Source organism: Streptomyces sp. NPDC090045, from assembly GCF_044747975.1.
Classification (GTDB): Bacteria; Actinomycetota; Actinomycetes; order Streptomycetales; family Streptomycetaceae; genus Streptomyces.
Genome location: NZ_JBIVFA010000020.1, coordinates 106023 through 124263 on the forward strand (window position 1 = coordinate 106023; position 18241 = coordinate 124263).

Here is an 18241-nt window from a genome sequence, read left to right on the forward strand (position 1 = left end):
TGTTTGAGGACTCGGATCTCACTGATTTCGTAGTTGGTGGCCTTCGGGTCTGTCGAAAGCCTCTGCCGAGGGGCTAGGCTTGGTAATCGTCTCAATCGTTGGACATGTGATCAGGAGTGTGGCTGTAGTGACCACCGAACTGCGTCGTCTGCGCAACTACATCGGCGGGGAGTTCAAGGACGCCGTCGACGGGCGGACCACCGAGGTGGTCAACCCGGCCACCGGCGAGGTGTACGCCACGGCCCCGCTGTCGGGCCAGGCCGACGTCGACGCCGCCATGGCCGCCGCCGCGGCGGCTTTCCCGGGCTGGCGCGACACCACCCCCGCCGAGCGCCAGAAGGCGCTGCTGAAGATCGCGGACGCCTTCGAGGCGCGCGCGGACGAGCTCGTCGTCGCGGAGTCGGAGAACACCGGCAAGCCGCTGGGCCTCACGGCCAGCGAGGAGCTGCCGCCGATGGTGGACCAGATCCGCTTCTTCGCGGGCGCCGCCCGTCTGCTGGAGGGCCGCTCGGCCGGCGAGTACATGGAGGGGATGACCTCGATCATCCGCCGTGAGCCGGTCGGCGTCTGCGCCCAGGTCGCGCCGTGGAACTACCCGATGATGATGGCCGTGTGGAAGTTCGCGCCGGCCATCGCGGCGGGCAACACCGTCGTGCTCAAGCCCTCGGACACCACCCCGGCCTCCACCGTCCTGATGGCGGAGATCATCGACTCGGTCCTGCCCAAGGGCGTCTTCAACGTCGTCTGTGGCGACCGCGAGACCGGCAAGGCCATGGTCGAGCACTCCACCCCGGCGATGGCCTCCATCACCGGCTCGGTGCGCGCGGGCATGCAGGTCGCCGAGAGCGCCTCCAAGGACGTCAAGCGCGTCCACCTGGAGCTCGGCGGCAAGGCCCCGGTCGTGGTCTTCGAGGACGCCGACATCTCCAAGGCCGTCGAGGACATCGCGGTCGCCGGCTACTTCAACGCCGGTCAGGACTGCACCGCCGCCACCCGCGTGCTCGTGCACCAGTCCATCCACGACGAGTTCGTGGCCGCGCTCGCCAAGGCCGCCTCCGACACGAAGACCGGGCAGCCGGACGACGAGGACGTGCTGTACGGCCCGCTGAACAACCCGAACCAGCTCAAGCAGGTCGCGGGCTTCATCGAGCGCCTCCCCGCCCACGCCAAGGTCGAGGCGGGTGGCCACCGGGTCGGCGAGAAGGGCTTCTTCTACGCCCCGACCGTGGTCTCCGGCCTCAAGCAGGACGACGAGATCATCCAGAACGAGGTCTTCGGCCCCGTCATCACCGTCCAGTCCTTCTCGGACGAGGCCCAGGCCCTGGAGTACGCGAACGGCGTCGAGTTCGCCCTCGCCTCCTCCGTGTGGACCAAGGACCACGGCCGCGCGATGCGGATGTCCAAGAACCTCGACTTCGGCTGCGTGTGGATCAACACCCACATCCCGCTCGTCGCCGAGATGCCGCACGGCGGCTTCAAGAAGTCCGGCTACGGCAAGGACCTCTCCGCCTACGGCTTCGAGGACTACACGCGCATCAAGCACGTGATGACCTCGCTCGACGGCTGATCGGCCGCATCGATCACAGCACAGCGTTGAGGGGGCGGGCAGTAGACAACATGTCTATTGCCCGCCCTTCCGCGTTCCCCGAGGCTGTGCCCATGCCTGAACTCGCCTTCTCCCGCCGTGCGGCGCTGTACGGCCTCGGTGCCGCGGGCCTGTCGGCCGCCCTCGCCGGCTGCGGCGTGCCCGCCGCCTACGTTCCCGAGGAACGGCGTACGGGCCCCGACCGGTCCGAGCGGGACCGGAGCGTCGCCTTCTCCAACTGGCCGCTCTACATCGACACCGACGAGGAGGACGAGGAGCGTCGGCCGACGCTGGAGGCCTTCTCGGAGCGGACCGGTATCGAGGTCCGGTACACCGAGGAGATCAACGACAACGACGAGTTCTTCGGCAAGGTCAGCCCGGCCCTGATGAACCGCCAGGAGACCGGCCACGACCTGGTCGTGGTCAGCGACTGGATGGCCGCCCGCTTCGTCCACCTGGGCTGGGCCCAGAAGCTGGACCGCTCGGCGCAGCCCAACGTGGCCAGGCACCTCGACCCGCAACTGCGTTCCCCCGCCTTCGACGAGGGCCGGCTGCACACCGTCCCCTGGCAGTCGGGGATCACCGGCATCGCCTACAACCGCAAGGCCCTGGGCCGGGAGATCAAGTCGGTCAAGGACCTGTGGCACCCGGACCTGGCGGGCCGGGTCACCCTCTTCTCCGGCCTCGACGAGTCCTTCTCCCTGCTGATGCAGGGCAACGGCGTGGACGTCACCCGCTGGACCGAGTCCGACTTCCACCGGATGTGCGACCAGGTCGAGAGCATGGTGAAGAAGAAGCACATCCGCCGCTTCACCGGCAACGACTACACCTCCGATCTGAGCAAGGGCGATGTCCTCGCCTGTCAGGCCTACTCCGGTGACGCCATCCAGCTGCAGGCCGACAACCCGGACATCGAGTTCGTGGTCCCCGAGGAGGGGGCCGAACTCTGGGCGGAGAGCCTGCTCGTCCCCAACCTGGCCCGCCACAAGGCCAATGCCGAGGCCCTCATCGACTACTACTACGACCCCGCGGTGGCCGCGTCGCTCGCCGCCTCCGTCAACTACGTCTGCCCGGTCCCGGCCGCCCGGGAGGTCCTGGCCGGCTCCGACGACAAGGAGACCGCCGAACTGGCCGAGAACCCGCTGATCTTCCCGGACGACGAGATGCGCAAGCGGCTCGTGGTGGCCCGGGACATCTCCTCGGCCGAGCGCCGCTCCCTCGCCAAGCGCTGGAACGCGATCGTCGGACTCTGATCACGGTCAGGCCACAGAATTGAACATGTTCATCAATTTGGCTGAACGTGTTCAGAAACCTTCGTAGGCTTGTGCCCATGAGCGAGAGAAGCGCCCTTCAGCGGCGGATCCGTGCCTGGTTGACCGTGTTCCTCATCTGCCTGGTGCTCAGCGGACTCACCGCCTTCCCCCTGGTCACCGAACTCCACTGGCTCAACTCCCTCGTGGACAACGACTGGGTGCGGCGGGTGGGCGAGGGGCTGGACCGGGCCGATGCCGACTACCCCTTCCTCCTCTACGGAACCGACTGGCTCGCCTTCGCCCACCTCGTGATCGCCGTCTTCTTCTACGGCGTGTACCGCGACCCGGTCTGCAACATCTGGATCGTCGAAGCCGGCATGATCGCCTGCGTCGGAGTGATACCCCTGGCCCTGATCTGCGGCCCGATCCGCGGCATCCCCATCTGGTGGAGCGTCATCGACATGTCGTTCGGCGTCTTCGGGGTGATCCCCCTCCTGGTCCTGCGCCGCATGATCAAGCGCCTGGAGACCGCCACTACTTCGTGAAGGCCGCCATGATGACGCCGAGGGCCACCGGGTTCATGTCCTGGCCCTTGGCGTCCGTGGCGTTCACCGAGTAGACCAGGGTGCGGGAGAGGTCCCGGGTCGCGCCGATCGCGGTGTTGTAGCCGTGCCGCCCGCCCGTCTTGCCCCAGGCCACCGTGCCGTCCGGCAGGACGATCCTGGACAGGCCGGCCGTCATCACCGCCGGCTTGCCGCTCGCGAAGTCCTTCACGTCCGGCACCGTGAACATCTCCTCCAGCCGGTTCTTCGGCACCACCCGCCCGCTGAACAGGGCCACGGTGAACCGCTCCAGGTCCGCCGTCGTCGAGATGATGTCGCCGGCCGCCCACCGGTCCGAGGAGTTCCACTCGGTCACGTCACGCAGCTCGCGCGAGCCGTCCGCCTTCGGTATCGCCTGGTACCCCCGGTTGTGCGGGCCTTGGATCCTCGTCCCGGTCCGCCCCGGGAACGACGTCCGGTGCAGACCCAGCGGCTTCAGGATCCGGGCGCCGACCGCGTCCTCGTACCGCAAGCCCGTCACCTTCTCGATCAGCATGCCGAGCACCGTGTAGTTGATGTTCAGGTAGTGCTGCGCCGTGCCGGGCGCGAACTCCCGCTCCTTCGCGACCGCGTTGGCCACCTGCGCCCGCGGATCGGTCACATCGAACCGGTGCTCCCACTGCGCCTCGAAGGAGTCGCCCGGTCCGTCGGCCGCCGGAATGCCGCTCGTGTGGTTGAGCAACTGCCGTACCGTGACGGCCCCGTAGCGGTCGGGGACGGTCCCGGGCAGCTGGCGCCGTACCGGCCCGTCGAGGTCCACCCGGCCCTCCGCCGCCAGCTGGAGGACGACCGCCGCCGTGAACGCCTTGGTCACCGACCCCGCCCGAAACCGGCCCTGCTCGATGGCATCGCGCCCCGTACGGATGTCCGCCACGCCCGAACTGCCCTGCCAGCGGCCGGCCGTGCCGCCCACCCGGACCAATGCGGCCGTCGCGTCCCTGTACTGCGGACCGAGCCCGGCGATCGCCGCCTCCAGCGCGGCCGCGTTCGGCGGTGCCGAAACCAGCGGCGCGATCCGCTCCGAGGAGGCGGACGACGGCGTCGACGTCGGTGCCGGCGCCGGCGCGGCGTGGGCGACGGCCGGACCGGACGCGATCCCCAGGACCAGAGCGGCGGCGATCAGCGTGCGCGTACGTGCGTTCATGATGGTGTGCTCCCCCTGTGCGGCATCGGGGCCGTCTGCCCCGATGACCTCAATGCTCCAGGCCGGAGGGGCGGTTGCGGATCACCATCAAGAGGGGTCTTCACCGGTACGACAACTACCCGGCGCGGGGGAGGCGACACGCCGTCCCCTCACTCCCCAGAGGGAGTACCCGCCGCGATCAGGCCCGTCTCGTACGCGCAGATCACCGCCTGGATCCGGTCCCGCAGCCCCAGCTTCGCCAGCACGTTCCCCACGTGCGACTTCACCGTGTGCTCGCTCACCACCAGCGACGCCGCGATCTCCGCGTTCGACAAGCCCCGCCCCAGGTGCAGCAGGGTCTCCCGTTCCCGCGCCGTCAGCACCTCCAGCCGGTCCGCCGGAAGGGAAGGCCGCACCGTCGCCGCCGTGTACTCCTCGATCAGACGCCGCGCCACCGAGGGCGCCAGCAGCGACTCGCCCGCCGCCACCACCCGTACCGCGTGCACCAGATCGTCCCGCCGCACGTCCTTCAGCAGGAAGCCGCTCGCCCCCGCGTGCAGCGCCTCGTACACGTACTCGTCCGAATCGAAGGTCGTCAGCATCACCGTCCGGCACCCGCTCCGCGCCGAGATCGCCCGGCACGCCTCGATCCCGTCCAGCACCGGCATCCGGATGTCCAGCAGCGCCACGTCCGGAGCGAGCCGGGCCACCGCGTCCACCGCCGCCGCGCCGTCCCCCACCTCCGCCACGACCTCGATGTCCTCCTGGGCGTCCAGGATCATCGCGAACCCGCTGCGCACCAGCTCCTGGTCGTCGGCCACCACCACACGGATCGTCAATTCCCCACCTCCAGCGGTGAGGTTACAAGGACGGCCCGCACCTCGAACCCGGAGCCGTCGCGCCGCGGACCGCACTCCGCGGTGCCTCCGTGGGCCGCCGCCCGCTCCCTGATCCCGATCAGTCCGTGCCCGCCGCTGTCGCTGTCGCCGCCGCTTCCGCCGCCCGCAGGCCCCCGCCCGTCGTCCGCCACCGTGATCGCCAGCTCCCGCGCCCCGTGGTGCAGCCGTACGCTCACCCGCCGGGCCCGCGCGTGCTTCACCACGTTCGTCAGCGCCTCCTGCACGATCCGGTACACGGCCGTGTCCACCGCCGGCGGCAGCTCCTGGACCCGGCCCGTCGCCTCGTACGCGATCTCCGGCCCGCCCCGGCGCACCCGGTCCAGCAGCGCCGGGAGCGAGCCCACCCCCGGCTGCGGCTCGCGCGGCGCCGGGCCGTCCGCCTCGCGGAGCACCCCCAGCATCGTCCGCAGCTGCGCCATGGCGTCCCGGCCCGTCTCCGAGATCGCCTCGAAGGCCGCCTCGGCCAGCTCGGGCGCCCGCCGCACCGCCACCGGCCCGGCCTCCGCCTGCACGATCATGATGCTGACGGCGTGCGAGAGGATGTCGTGCATCTCCCGCGCGATCCGGGCCCGCTCCCGTGCCACGGCCTGCTCCGCCTCGATCCGGTTCGCCCGCTCCAGCTGCGCCGCCCGGTCCTCCACGGCTGCGGTGTAGGCCTGCCGGGTGTACTGCAGCCGGCCCAGCGCGTAGGCGGCGCCCGCGCAGAACAGGGTGAAGGACAGCTCCCTGGCCGTGCCCGCCTCCAGCTTCACGGACGCGGCGACGGTCACCACCGAGCCCGCCCCGACCGCCGCACGCACCCGGCCGGGACACTGCAGGGCGACCGTGAAGAAGGCCATCAGCCCGGCGTACGGAAGCGGCTGGCCGGGGCCGTCCATCACCACCTTGTAGACGCCGCCGATCAGCAGGATCGCCACCAGGACGAGCACGGGCCGGCGCCGCCGCCACACCAGCGGCACCACCCCCAGCGTGGTGACCGCGTACGAGGCCCAGGTCACCGGCGGCAGCCCGGGCTCCCGCGGCAGCACGAACGGCATCGTGACGGCCAGCTGCACCAGCACGGTCAGGCCCAGGTCCACGACCCACGGACGGGCTCCGCGCAGCCGCCGGACCCGCCGGCCCAGCGCGCGTATCACCGTCCGGACTCGGCCCGTACGCGCGCCAGGACGTCCACCCGGTTCGTGGTGACCGCGTCGACCCCCGCCTTGACGAGCGACTTCATCGTCCATCTGGTGTCCGCGGTCCAGGCCGAGACCAGCAGCCCGTCGCGGTGCAGCGCGTCCGTCAGCTCCCGGCTCACCAGCCCGAAGCGGTAGTTGAGCCAGCGCGGGGCCACGGCGTCGATCAGCACCCGCCGCGGCGGCGACAGCGTGGTCCAGGTCAGCGCGATCTCCGCGCCCGGATCGGCCGCGCGGACCGCAAGCATCGTGTTCGGGCCCGCGCAGTAGTACGTCCGGTCGCGGGCCCCGCACTCGCGGACGAGGCCCACCACGGTGCGCACCGACTCCGGAGTGGCGCCCGGCAGGTCGAGCATCAGCTGCCCCGCCCCGGCGGTCATCAGGGCGTCGCGCAGGGTGGGAACGCCGCCCCCCGTCAGCTCCTTGAGCTGCGGGGCCGTGACGTCGTCGAGGCGTACGTCATGGCCCCACAGCCGCTGGAGCGTCTCGTCGTGGAGCAGGACCGGCACTCCGTCGCGGGTCAGCCGCACGTCGATCTCGACCGCGTCCGCCCCGCGGGCGAAGGCGGAGCGGATCGAGGGCAGGGTGTTCTCGCGGACACGGTAGGGATCGCCGCGGTGGCCGACGGCAGTCAGGGTAGGCATGGCCCCATTCTCCGTGCCGCGAAGGTCAATTGGACCTCAGCGCGCCAGCCATTCGGCGGTGTACGCGTCGATCTCCGCGGTGATACGCGCCTTCCCGGCCGGGTCGAGGAAGGAGGCCTCGACGGCGTTCTTGGCGAGCTGGGCGAGCCCGCGCTCGTCGAGGTCGAGGAGGCGGGCGGCCACCGCGTACTCGTTGTTGAGGTCGGAGCCGAACATCGGCGGGTCGTCGCTGTTGATGGTGACGAGCACGCCCGCCGCGACCATCTCCTTGACGGGGTGCCGGTCGAGGTCGGTGACCGCGCGGGTGGCGATGTTGGAGGTCGGGCAGACCTCCAGCGCGATGCGGTGCTCGGCGAGGTACGCGAGGAGCTCCGGGTCCTGCGTGGAGCTCGTGCCGTGGCCGATGCGCTCGGCGCCCAGGTCGCGGATGGCGTCCCAGACGGTCTCCGGGCCGGTGGTCTCGCCGGCGTGCGGCACGCTGTGCAGGCCGGCGGCGCGCGCCGCGTCGAAGTACGGCTTGAACTGCGGGCGCGGGACGCCGATCTCGGGCCCGCCCAGACCGAAGGAGACCAGGCCCTCGGGACGCAGGTCGACGGCGAGCCGGGCGGTCTCGGCGGCGGCTTCGAGGCCGGCCTCGCCGGGGATGTCGAAGCACCAGCGCAGGATGACGCCGAGTTCGGCCTCGGCGGCCTTGCGGGCGTCCTCGATGGCCTCCATGAAGGCCCGCTCGTCGATGCCCCGGCGGGTGGAGGAGTACGGGGTGATGGTCAGCTCGGCGTAGCGGATGTTCTGCCGGGCCATGTCGCGGGCGACTTCGAAGGTGAGGGTGCGTACGTCGTCCGGGGTGCGGACGAGGTCGACGACCGACAGGTAGACCTCGATGAAGTGGGCGAAGTCGGTGAAGGTGAAGTAGTCGGCGAGGGCCTCGGGGTCGGTGGGGACCTTGGAGTCGGGGTGCCGGGAGGCGAGCTCGGCCACGATGCGCGGGGATGCCGAGCCGACGTGGTGGACGTGGAGTTCGGCCTTGGGCAGCCCCGCGATGAAGGGGTGCAGGTCGGTCATGGGGTTGCCTCCGGGAGGACACGGGTGCGGGCAGGTCGGGATTCATCGTAGGCAGGCCCGTGACTGTCGGTGGCAGCGCTTAGCATGGCTGTACGAGAGGGGGGCGCCGTATGACCGACAGCAGTCCCGAACCGCGAGACCCGTGGGCGCCGCCGGAGCGGCCCGCGGTGGAGCTGGGCAAATCGCAGGGCACGCCCGACGCGCACGGCACGCCAGGCGTGTCGGGTCCGCCGTCCGTGCACGACCAGCCGACGCTCGCGGGGATGCCGGGAGACCAGCTGCCCCCGACCACCCCGACACCGATACCGGCGCCCGACCCGGCCGCGCCGCCGGCGGGCCCCGCGACCCCGGCGTACGGATACCCGGTCCAGCCCGGCTACGGGTACCCGGGCGACGCGGGGTACCCCGGCCCCGCCGGATACCAGGGATACCCGGGCCCGCAGGGGTACCCGGGCGCCCCGTACGCCCCGTACGGTGCGCAGCCGAGCAACGGCTTCGGCATCGCCGCGCTCGTTCTCGGCATCATCTCGGTCGTCGGCTGCTTCCTGAGCTTCATAGGCGTGGCGCTCGGGATCGGGGCGGTCGTCTTCGGCGCCCTGGGCAAGGGCAAGGCGAACCGCGGCGAGGCCGACAACGGCGGGGTGGCGCTCGCGGGCATCATCCTGGGCGTCATCGGCATCGTGCTGGGCGGGCTGATGCTCGCGGCCGTGTTCGCCAGCTTCATGGACCTGGGGCCGCTCGAAGAGTCCCCGTCGTACGACAGCCCCTACGACAACTCCCAGGTCCACGAGAAGGTCTGACCCAGGTCACCGGGTCACCGGTGTGCCGGGGCCCCGGTGACCCCGGCACACCGGAACGCCTCAGCAGGCCCAGGGCCAGTCCGCGTTCCGGCCGTCCTCGATCAGGGACACCATCCGGAAGGCACCGTCGGTGAGCCCGCCGAAGGTGTGCCGGTTCCCGCCGCCGGAGGGCGCGTGCCCGACCCGGTAGCCCGCCAGGTTCCAGGTGTAGACCGGCACCGAGGCCGGCACCTCCACCGTCGGATCGCCGCTGTAGCCGTAGGAGCCGGCCTGCTCGTCGGTGATGATCAGCACCCGGTCGTGCTTCCGGTAGTGCTGCTTCACGGCCTGGGCCGTGTAGGTGCCGCCGAGGTCCTCGAAGCGCTCCAGCAGCTTCAGCACCGACTCGCCCCGCTTGTACGGGACCGCCTTGCTGGTCGAACCGAACTGCACCAGGTCGGCCTTCTCGGCCCGCAGCGCCACCGCCGACCCGAACACGGCCGCCGCATCCGCCCGGTTGAGCTTCGAGCGGTCCGACAGCGGGGACCACATCGACCCGGACCGGTCGACGAGCACCAGCGTCCGGCCCGGCAGCGCCGGTACGTTGGCGAGCGAGTGGCCGAGCGCCTGCTCCAGCGGGTACGCCCAGCGCAGCGAGGGAGCGTGCTGATAGGCGGCGAGGTAGCGGAAGGGGAACTGCCGGGACCGGGCGACGACCTCCGGGTCGGAGATCCTCGCCGCGACCTGCGCGGCCACCGCGTCCGAGACCCCGGCCTGGTCGAAGTTGCGCAGGTTGCGCAGCAGCGCCATCGCGCCCATGGACGGGATGACCGCCTCCCAGGCGGCCGCGTCCATCGGCCCCTGCAGCCAGCCGGCCAGCGCCTCCCAGGTCATGCCCGCCTCGGCGAGCCGCTCCGCGCCGTCCGGGGCGAGGACCACACCACGCCGCTCGGCGACCGGCAGCTCCATCAGCGCCCGGTGGGCGGCGAGGGTGCGGTTGCCGGCCGGGACCTGCGCGTCGTCCGGGTTGTGGCGGCGGTCGAGGGCGTAGCGGAACAGCTCGCCCTGCCAGGGCTTGGCCGGATCGGGGGAGACGTGCACGAGGTTGAGGACGTCACCGAAGCGGTAGGCCTTGGAGTCGGTGTCGTACTTCAGCAGCGAGGTGCCCGAGTAGAGCCGCCGTACCGCGTCGGCGACGCCGCGCTTGACGGGCTTGGGCACGTTCCGCCCGTACGTCGCCGTCCAGTAGCCCAGCAGCTCACCGGGCTCGTCCGCGCGCCGCAGTACGGAATCCACGACCTGGCGGTTCGAAGGACCGTCGGTGGCGCCGGCGTCGAGCCGGGCCTTCACGTACTCGGCGGCGCCGACGAGCGAGGCCGTGCGCATGTTGGCGTCCCCGCGGAGCCAGCCCAGCAGGCCGGCCGTCCACGCGGGGTCCTCGACGGCGAGGGTGCGCACGAGCGCCGCGAAGCGGTCGTCGCGGTCCCCGCCGCTCTCGTACGCGGTGCGCTGCGTCACGAAGTTGGCGACGGCGAGCAGGAACAGCTCGGAGCGCGGGTCGCGCAGGTGGCCGGGGCCGCCCTGAGCGGTGCGGGCACGGCCGGTGGAGCGCACCGGCGACGTGGGAGCGGCGGGCGCCGACTTGGACGCGCGCAGGTTGAAACGAGCCATGAGAATCCCCCCGAATTCGATGGAAGCGGGGAGGCGTTGCGTGAGGGATGCCCGAGATCGGAAGTCGGCGGCGGACTTTTATGCCCGACGAGCTTCCAGACTGCTCCACCGGCCCGTTCCCTCGCGGGTGACGAGCCGGGTGGGAATCGAACCCACGACCTCCGGGTCCCCAGAAGTAACCGTCGCCTGCGCACCGGGCATCCCTCACGCAGGCCTCCCGAGATCAAGGTGGCGGCGGCCTGGGTTTCTTTGCAAAAGAAGGAGCCGCTGCCTGCGCACCGGGAGGTGCGTGACGTAGGTGTCCAGAGAACAAGGCCGGCGAAACCACATGGTGCTCTGCCAACTGAGCTACACCGGCATGCACCGGTGGCGGGACTCGAACCCGCGACCGCCCGATTTGGAGTCGAAGTAGGTCTCGCCTTCGCACCTGGACAAGGAACACGTTAGGCGGCGGGACCGGGATCCACCACGCAATTACTGAGCAGGGTGGGCACCATGACCGACTCGCCGTCCGTACCGCGCGAGAGCGGGACCCAGATGAGCCCGACCATCCGGGGGCAGTCGCACTCCAGGTCCGCGTCGACGCCCAGGACCGGCTCCCCGGGCGCCACGTCCACACGGAAGCAGGAGGTCCGGCCCGAGGGGTAGGGCGCGTCGTACGCGTACCGCACGCCCAGGGCGTGCAGGCCGGTCTCCTCGGCCACCTCCCGCCGGACCCCCTCCTCGGGCTCCTCGCCCTCCTCCAGACCGCCGCCGGGCAGGGTCCAGTACTCCGGCCCGTCGTGCCGCCCCGTGGCCCCCCTGCCGCGCTCGCGCACCATCAGCACGCAGCCGTCGCGGACGATGACCGCGGCGACCCGGCGCCGCTCCGTCACGCGCCGTCCTCGCGCAGCCGCTGCCGGGCCTCCATCAGGGCGAAGCCCAGCAGGTTCAGCCCGCGCCAGCGCGCCGGGTCCAGGGCGCGCTCGTCGTCGGCCGCGAGCCCGATGCCCCAGACCCGGTCCATCGGGCTCGCCTCCACCAGCACCCGGCTCCCGGTGCCCAGCAGGTACGAGCGCAGCGCCGGGTCGGAGCCGAACTTGTGCACGCTGCCCTCCACGACCAGGGCGAAGCGCTCCCGCTCCCATATCGCGTCGTCGAAGCCGCGCACGAGCCGTCCGGCCTTCTTCGCGGCCGCCGGACTCTTCGCCTCCAGCGCGGCCCGCTCACCCTCGGCGTCCCCGAACAGCCGGGCCTTGCCGGCCATCATCCAGTGCTCGGCGGTGGCATACCGGACGTCACCGACAGTGAAAGCCGACGGCCACCACTGGCTCAGGCAGCTCGGTCCGAGCCTCCCGTCGGGCAGCGGCCGGTGCCCCCAGAACGGCAGGTACTTCACCCGTTCACCGCGGCTGACCTGCTTGATCAGGTCCTCGATCATCTCCATGCACGCGAGTCTGGCAGTCGCCACTGACACTTCGTACGGGATTTCCGGTGTGCCTCGACACATGGTCGACCGATTCCGTCGCGTAATCAAAAGGCAACAACGGAATCACTTGGCCGAGGGCATCACCTCTGCCAGGATCGGCACTCAATTCGAGCTGTAGCTCGAACTGTAGCTACGGAGAGCGTGAGAGCGTGATGGGCAACCGCTTCCAGGTCAAGGACCGCTTCGCAGACGGCGCGCAGTACATCGGGGGGCAGCTCAGGCCCGGCACCTCCGGACAGTCACACACAGTGGTCGATCCGGCGACCGGCGACGAGGTCCTCACCTACGAACTGGCGAGTACCGCGGACGTCGACGAGGCGGTCGCCGCTGCCAAGCGTGCCTTCCCGGGCTGGTCCGGCGCCACCCCCGGCGAGCGTTCGGACGCCCTGCACCGGCTGGCCGCCGTGCTGGCCGAGCAGGCGGAGGACTTCGCCTACGCCGAGTCCCTGCAGTGCGGCAAGCCGATCAAGCTGTCCACGGAGTTCGACGTGCCGGGGACCATCGACAACACCGCCTTCTTCGCGGGGGCCGCCCGCCACCTCCAGGGGCAGGCCGCCGGCGAGTACTCCGGTGACCACACCTCCTACGTGCGCCGCGAGGCCATCGGGGTCGTCGGCTCCATCGCGCCCTGGAACTATCCGCTCCAGATGGCCGCCTGGAAGATCCTCCCGGCGATCGCCGCGGGCAACACGATCGTCCTCAAGCCCGCCGAGCTCACCCCGCTGACCTCCCTGATGTTCGCGCAGGCGGCCAAGGAGGCGGGCCTGCCCGACGGCGTGATCAACATCGTCACCGGCGCCGGCCGCGTGGCCGGCGAGCACCTGGTCGGCCACCCCGACGTGGTGATGACCTCCTTCACCGGCTCCACCGCCGTCGGCAAGCGGGTCGCCGAGATCGCGACCGCCACCGTCAAGCGGCTCCACCTGGAGCTCGGCGGCAAGGCCCCCTTCCTCGTCTTCGACGACGCCGACCTGGAGGCCGCCGCGCACGGCGCCGTGGCCGCCTCCCTCATCAACACCGGCCAGGACTGCACGGCCGCCACCCGTGCCTACGTCCAGCGCCCCCTGCACGACGCCTTCGTCGCCCGGGTGGCCGAGCTGATGGAGACCGTGCGCCTCGGCGACCCCTTCGCGCCCACCACCGACCTGGGCCCGCTGGTCTCGCACGCCCAGCGCGACCGGGTCGCCGGCTTCGTCGAGCGGGCCCGCGCCTACGCCACCGTCGTCACCGGCGGCGAGATCCCGGCGGGCGAGCTGGCCGACGGCGCCTACTACCGGCCGACCCTCATCTCCGGCGCGGCCCAGGACAGCGAGGTGGTCCAGTCCGAGATCTTCGGGCCGGTCCTCGTGGTCCTGCCCTTCGACACCGACGACGAGGGCATCGCGCTGGCCAACGACACCCCGTACGGACTCGCGGCCTCGGCCTGGAGCCGCGACCTCTACCGGGCGAACCGCGCCACCCGTGAGATCCAGGCGGGCTGCGTCTGGGTCAACGACCACATCCCGATCATCAGCGAGATGCCCCACGGGGGCTACAAGGCCAGCGGCTTCGGAAAGGACATGTCGGCCTACTCCTTCGAGGAGTACACGCAGGTCAAGCACGTTATGTACGACAACACGGCGGTGGCCGCGAAGGACTGGCACCGCACGATCTTCGGGGACCGACCGTAACCAATTGCGGCTACCGCCGCGTGGCCTCTACCGCCCGACCAGCGGTACACCTCCCGAAAGGGCACAGCGCATGGAGCAGTTCGAGCCCGACCGCCTCTCGGCGGCGCAACTCGCCGCGATGCGGCGCAGCCTCACCAGCGGGCGCGGCGCCCTCACCCGCCGCTCGCTGCTGCGCGCCTCCGGAGTCGGAGCGCTCACCCTGGGCGGCCTCGCCGCCCTCGCCGGATGCGGCATCCCGCCCGCCAAGCGCGCGGGCGACACGGCGGTGGCCTCCGACGACCACTCGGCCGGGGAGAAGGAGATCAACTTCTCCAACTGGACCGAGTACATGGACACCAGCGAGGACGAGAAGAGCCGTCCGACCCTGGAGGAGTTCACCAAGCGGACCGGGATCAAGGTCAAGTACACCGAGGACATCAACGACAACGTCGAGTTCTTCGGCAAGATCAGGCCGCAGCTCGCGGCCGGCCAGGACACCGGCCGCGACCTGATCGTCGTCACCGACTGGCTCGCCGCCCGCATCATCCGGCTCGGCTGGGCGCAGCGGCTGGACCCCTCGCACCTCCCGCACGCCTACGCCAACCTGATCCCGCAGTTCCGCACCCCGGACTGGGATCCGGGACGGGCGTACAGCTACCCGTGGACCGGCATCGACACCGTCATCGCCTACAACGAGAAGGCGACGGGCGGCAAGAAGGTCGACTCGGTCACCCAGATGCTCGACGACCCCACCCTCAAGGGCCGCGTCGGCTTCCTGACCGAGATGCGCGACAGCGTCGGCATGACCCTGCTCGACCAGGGCAAGGACCCGGCCAACTTCACCACCTCGGACTTCGACGGGGCGATAGGCCGGCTCCAGAAGGGCGTGGACACCAACCAGATCCGCCGCTTCACCGGCAACGACTACACCGCGGACCTCGACAAGGGCGACCTCGCCGCCTGTCTCGCCTGGGCCGGCGACATCATCCAGCTGCAGGCCGGAAACCCGGACATCAAGTACGCCATCCCCGCCCCGGGATACATCACCTCCAGCGACAACCTCCTGGTCCCCGCCAAGGCCCGGCACAAGGCCAACGCGGAGAAGCTCATCGACTACTACTACGAGCCCCCGGTCGCCGCCCAGCTGGCCGCCTTCATCAGCTACGTCTGCCCGGTCGAGGGCGTCAAGGACGAGCTGGCCAAGATCGATCCCGAACTCGCGGACAATCCCCTGATCGTTCCGGACAAGGCGATGGCCGCCAAGGCCCACGCCTTCCGCTCCCTCTCCAGCGAGGAAGAGACCGCGTACGAAGAGAAGTTCGCCAAGCTCATCGGCGCGTAGCCGTACGCGCCCGGCGCGAACCCCTCCCTTGCCCGCTCCGCCCACCCACCCCCGGGACCCCTTCATGACTGACAAGACCGCGGGCGGCGACGTCCGCCTCTCCGGGATCAGCAAGCACTACGGCACCTTCACCGCCGTGCACCCGCTGGATCTCACCATCCCCCAGGGCTCCTTCTTCGCCCTGCTCGGCGCCTCGGGCTGCGGGAAGACCACCACCCTGCGCATGATCGCCGGCCTGGAGGAGCCCTCCACCGGCACGGTGCACCTCGGCGACCGGGAGGTCACCGACCTGCCGCCGTACAAGCGCCCGGTCAACACGGTCTTCCAGAGCTACGCGCTGTTCCCGCACCTGAACATCTACGAGAACATCGCCTTCGGGCTGCGCCGCCGCGGCATCAAGTCGGTCAAGAAGCAGGTCGACGAGATGCTGGAGCTCGTCCAGCTCGGTCAGTTCGCCCAGCGCAAGCCGCACCAGCTCTCCGGCGGCCAGCAGCAGCGCGTCGCCGTCGCCCGCGCGCTGATCAACCACCCGCAGGTGCTGCTCCTCGACGAGCCGCTCGGCGCCCTCGACCTCAAGCTGCGCCGCCAGATGCAGCTGGAGCTCAAGCGGATCCAGACCGAGGTCGGCATCACCTTCGTGCACGTCACGCACGACCAGGAGGAGGCCATGACCATGGCCGACACGGTCGCCGTGATGAACGGAGGCCGCGTCGAGCAGTTGGGCGCCCCCGCCGAGCTGTACGAGAACCCGGGCACCACCTTCGTCGCCAACTTCCTCGGCACCTCGAACCTCATCGAGGCGGACGTGGAGTCCGCCGGCTCCGACGTCGTGGTCTCGGCCTCCGGCACCACCCTGCGGCTGCCCGCCGCCCGATGCGCGACCACGCCCCGCGCCGGCGGGAAACTGCTGGTCGGCGTGCGCCCGGAGAAGATCTCCCTGGTCCACGCCGACGAGGAGCACACCATCGCGGCCGGCCGCAACAAGGTCCCGGGCCGAATAGCGAACTCCTCCTTCATCGGCGTCTCCACCCAGTACGTGATCGACAGCCAGGTCTGTCCCGAGCTGGAGGTGTACGCCCAGAACATCGAGCGGGACGCCCGCCTGGTCCCGGGCGCCGAGGTGATCCTGCACTGGAACCCGGAGCACACCTTCGGCCTCGACGCCGCCCAGTCCATGCTTGCAGGGACGATGGGCGACGCGGGCATCGAGACCGTCGAGGAGAGCGCATGACCGCCACTGCGGCGCCGCCCCAGGCGCCCGCCGCCGCCGAACCCCCGGTGCACAAGCCGTCCGTGCGCAAGCGGTTGATCCCCTACTGGCTGCTGCTCCCGGGCATCCTGTGGCTGCTGGTCTTCTTCGTGCTGCCGATGATCTACCAGGCCTCCACCTCGGTGCAGACCGGCTCCCTCGAAGAGGGCTTCCAGGTCACCTGGCACTTCCAGACGTACTGGGACGCGCTGACCGAGTACTACCCGCAGTTCCTGCGCTCCCTGCTGTACGCCGGCACCGCGACGGTGCTGTGCCTGCTGCTCGGGTACCCGCTGGCCTACCTGATCGCCTTCAAGGCGGGCCGTTGGCGCAACCTCCTGCTGGTCCTGGTCATCGCCCCCTTCTTCACCAGCTTCCTGATCCGCACGCTGGCCTGGAAGACGATCCTGGCCGACGGCGGCCCGGTGGTCGAGGTGCTCAACACCGTCGGCTTCCTCGATGTCACCAGCTGGCTCGGCATGACCGAGGGGGACCGGGTGCTGGCCACGCCGCTCGCGGTCGTCTGCGGTCTGACGTACAACTTCCTCCCCTTCATGATCCTGCCGCTGTACTCCTCGCTGGAGCGCATCGACACCCGCCTCCACGAGGCGGCCGGGGACCTGTACGCGCACCCCGCCACGGTCTTCCGGAAGGTGACCTTCCCGCTCTCCATGCCCGGCGTGGTCTCCGGGACCCTGCTCACCTTCATCCCGGCGAGCGGCGACTACGTCAACGCCGAACTGCTCGGCTCCACGGACACCCGCATGATCGGCAACGTCATCCAGTCGCAGTACCTGCGGATCCTCGACTACCCGACGGCGGCCGCGCTGTCCTTCATCCTCATGGCCATCGTGCTGATCATGGTCACCATCTACATCCGCCGAGCGGGGACGGAGGACCTGGTCTGATGCGCACTCCCCTCACCTGGCTCCGGCGCAATCTGGTCGTCATCGCGGGCCTCGGCACGCTCGCGTACATGATCCTGCCGAACGTCGTCGTCACCGTCTTCTCCTTCAACAACCCCACCGGGCGGTTCAACTACGCCTGGCAGGAGTTCTCGCTCGACGCGTGGAAGGACCCCTGCGGGGTCGCCGACATGTGCGGCTCGCTGTCGCTGTCGCTCCAGATCGCGCTGTGGTCCACCCTCGCCGCGACCGCCCTGGGCACGGCCATCGCCTTCGCGATGGTCCGCTACCGCTTCCGGGGACGCAGCGCGGTCAACTCGCTGATCTTCCTGCCCATGGCCATGCCGGAGATCGTGATGGCGGCCTCGCTGCTCGCGCTCTTCCTGAACATGGGCATCCAGCTGGGCTTCTGGACGATCCTGATCGCCCACATCATGTTCTGCCTCAGCTTCGTCGTCGCCGCCGTAAAGGCGCGTGTCCTGTCCATGGACCCGCGGCTGGAGGAGGCCGCCCGGGACCTCTACGCGGGCCCGGTGCAGACCTTCGTACGGGTCACCCTGCCGATCGCGGCCCCCGGCATCGCGGCGGGCGCGCTGCTCTCCTTCGCGCTCTCGTTCGACGACTTCATCATCACCAACTTCAACTCGGGCAACACCGTCACCTTCCCCATGTTCGTGTGGGGATCGGCCCAGCGCGGTACGCCTGTGCAGATCAACGTCATCGGCACGGCGATGTTCGTCATCGCGGTGCTGGTGGTCCTCGTCGGCCAGATGGTCGGCAACCGCCGCAAGAAGGCACAACCGAAGTAGAGCCCTGTAGGGAGTTGGAAGCC

Annotated in this window: 17 protein-coding genes; 9 read left to right on the forward strand and 8 right to left on the reverse strand. The window is 70.5% G+C overall.

Annotated elements, in window-relative coordinates; all coding sequences use genetic code 11:
- The first annotated feature begins 127 nt into the window (after positions 1 to 127).
- The 3 genes from ACIPYQ_RS36865 (at position 128) to ACIPYQ_RS36875 (ending at position 3383) form a co-directional block, all read left to right on the forward strand.
- Positions 128 to 1567, forward strand: a complete 1440-nt coding sequence (locus ACIPYQ_RS36865; protein ID WP_401258566.1) for a gamma-aminobutyraldehyde dehydrogenase — start codon at positions 128 to 130, stop codon at positions 1565 to 1567.
- Positions 1568 to 1659: 92 nt separating this feature from the next.
- Complete coding sequence (locus tag ACIPYQ_RS36870; RefSeq protein WP_401258567.1) at positions 1660 to 2838, forward strand: spermidine/putrescine ABC transporter substrate-binding protein; 1179 nt, start codon at positions 1660 to 1662, stop codon at positions 2836 to 2838.
- A gap of 77 nt (positions 2839 to 2915) precedes the next feature.
- Positions 2916 to 3383, forward strand: a complete 468-nt coding sequence (locus ACIPYQ_RS36875; RefSeq protein WP_401258568.1) for a hypothetical protein — start codon at positions 2916 to 2918, stop codon at positions 3381 to 3383.
- Here the strand turns inward: ACIPYQ_RS36875 and ACIPYQ_RS36880 are convergent.
- The 5 genes from ACIPYQ_RS36880 to ACIPYQ_RS36900 all read right to left on the reverse strand — a co-directional run bounded on the left by ACIPYQ_RS36880 (position 3373) and on the right by ACIPYQ_RS36900 (position 8346).
- Positions 3373 to 4584: a serine hydrolase domain-containing protein gene (locus tag ACIPYQ_RS36880; RefSeq protein ID WP_401258570.1), complete on the reverse strand. Its 1212-nt coding sequence runs from the start codon at positions 4582 to 4584 to the stop codon at positions 3373 to 3375. The two genes, ACIPYQ_RS36875 and ACIPYQ_RS36880, sit on opposite strands and share 11 nt — an antisense overlap.
- A gap of 149 nt (positions 4585 to 4733) precedes the next feature.
- A complete protein-coding gene (locus ACIPYQ_RS36885; RefSeq protein WP_362232909.1) occupies positions 4734 to 5402 on the reverse strand; it encodes a response regulator transcription factor in 669 nt (222 codons plus the stop codon).
- Positions 5399 to 6598 (reverse strand): sensor histidine kinase, encoded by a 1200-nt coding sequence (locus ACIPYQ_RS36890; protein WP_401258572.1) that lies wholly within the window; start codon positions 6596 to 6598, stop codon positions 5399 to 5401. Before ACIPYQ_RS36890 ends, ACIPYQ_RS36885 begins: the two co-directional genes overlap by 4 nt.
- Positions 6595 to 7284, reverse strand: coding sequence for a glycerophosphodiester phosphodiesterase (locus ACIPYQ_RS36895; protein WP_401258574.1), 690 nt, complete (start codon positions 7282 to 7284; stop codon positions 6595 to 6597). The genes ACIPYQ_RS36890 and ACIPYQ_RS36895 overlap by 4 nt, the downstream gene beginning before the upstream one ends.
- A gap of 36 nt (positions 7285 to 7320) precedes the next feature.
- Positions 7321 to 8346 carry an adenosine deaminase gene (locus ACIPYQ_RS36900; RefSeq protein ID WP_401258576.1) on the reverse strand — a complete coding sequence of 342 codons (1026 nt, stop codon included), beginning with the start codon at positions 8344 to 8346 and terminating at the stop codon, positions 7321 to 7323.
- A 110-nt stretch (positions 8347 to 8456) separates the two neighbouring features.
- Between ACIPYQ_RS36900 and ACIPYQ_RS36905 the strand changes: the two genes are divergently transcribed.
- Positions 8457 to 9146: a DUF4190 domain-containing protein gene (locus tag ACIPYQ_RS36905; protein WP_401258577.1), complete on the forward strand. Its 690-nt coding sequence runs from the start codon at positions 8457 to 8459 to the stop codon at positions 9144 to 9146.
- Positions 9147 to 9206: 60 nt separating this feature from the next.
- Here the strand turns inward: ACIPYQ_RS36905 and ACIPYQ_RS36910 are convergent, their stop codons facing one another.
- The 3 genes from ACIPYQ_RS36910 to ACIPYQ_RS36920 all read right to left on the reverse strand — a co-directional run bounded on the left by ACIPYQ_RS36910 (position 9207) and on the right by ACIPYQ_RS36920 (position 12222).
- Complete coding sequence (locus tag ACIPYQ_RS36910) at positions 9207 to 10796, reverse strand: TROVE domain-containing protein (RefSeq protein ID WP_401258579.1); 1590 nt, start codon at positions 10794 to 10796, stop codon at positions 9207 to 9209.
- A gap of 443 nt (positions 10797 to 11239) precedes the next feature.
- Positions 11240 to 11671, reverse strand: coding sequence for an NUDIX domain-containing protein (locus tag ACIPYQ_RS36915; protein ID WP_401258581.1), 432 nt, complete (start codon positions 11669 to 11671; stop codon positions 11240 to 11242).
- A complete protein-coding gene (locus tag ACIPYQ_RS36920; protein ID WP_361755301.1) occupies positions 11668 to 12222 on the reverse strand; it encodes an NADAR family protein in 555 nt (184 codons plus the stop codon). Before ACIPYQ_RS36920 ends, ACIPYQ_RS36915 begins: the two co-directional genes overlap by 4 nt.
- A 194-nt stretch (positions 12223 to 12416) precedes the next feature.
- Here ACIPYQ_RS36920 and ACIPYQ_RS36925 point away from each other — a divergent pair, with 194 nt between their 5' ends.
- From ACIPYQ_RS36925 to ACIPYQ_RS36945, 5 genes are all read left to right on the forward strand, one after another.
- Positions 12417 to 13934 (forward strand): gamma-aminobutyraldehyde dehydrogenase, encoded by a 1518-nt coding sequence (locus ACIPYQ_RS36925; RefSeq protein ID WP_362232924.1) that lies wholly within the window; start codon positions 12417 to 12419, stop codon positions 13932 to 13934.
- A 70-nt stretch (positions 13935 to 14004) separates the two neighbouring features.
- Positions 14005 to 15255: a spermidine/putrescine ABC transporter substrate-binding protein gene (locus tag ACIPYQ_RS36930; RefSeq protein WP_401258583.1), complete on the forward strand. Its 1251-nt coding sequence runs from the start codon at positions 14005 to 14007 to the stop codon at positions 15253 to 15255.
- A 64-nt stretch (positions 15256 to 15319) separates the two neighbouring features.
- Positions 15320 to 16486, forward strand: a complete 1167-nt coding sequence (locus tag ACIPYQ_RS36935; RefSeq protein ID WP_361755307.1) for an ABC transporter ATP-binding protein — start codon at positions 15320 to 15322, stop codon at positions 16484 to 16486.
- Positions 16483 to 17412, forward strand: a complete 930-nt coding sequence (locus ACIPYQ_RS36940) for an ABC transporter permease (RefSeq protein WP_361755310.1) — start codon at positions 16483 to 16485, stop codon at positions 17410 to 17412. Before ACIPYQ_RS36935 ends, ACIPYQ_RS36940 begins: the two co-directional genes overlap by 4 nt.
- Positions 17412 to 18218, forward strand: a complete 807-nt coding sequence (locus tag ACIPYQ_RS36945) for an ABC transporter permease (RefSeq protein WP_327416703.1) — start codon at positions 17412 to 17414, stop codon at positions 18216 to 18218. Before ACIPYQ_RS36940 ends, ACIPYQ_RS36945 begins: the two co-directional genes overlap by 1 nt.
- Positions 18219 to 18241 lie beyond the last annotated feature (23 nt).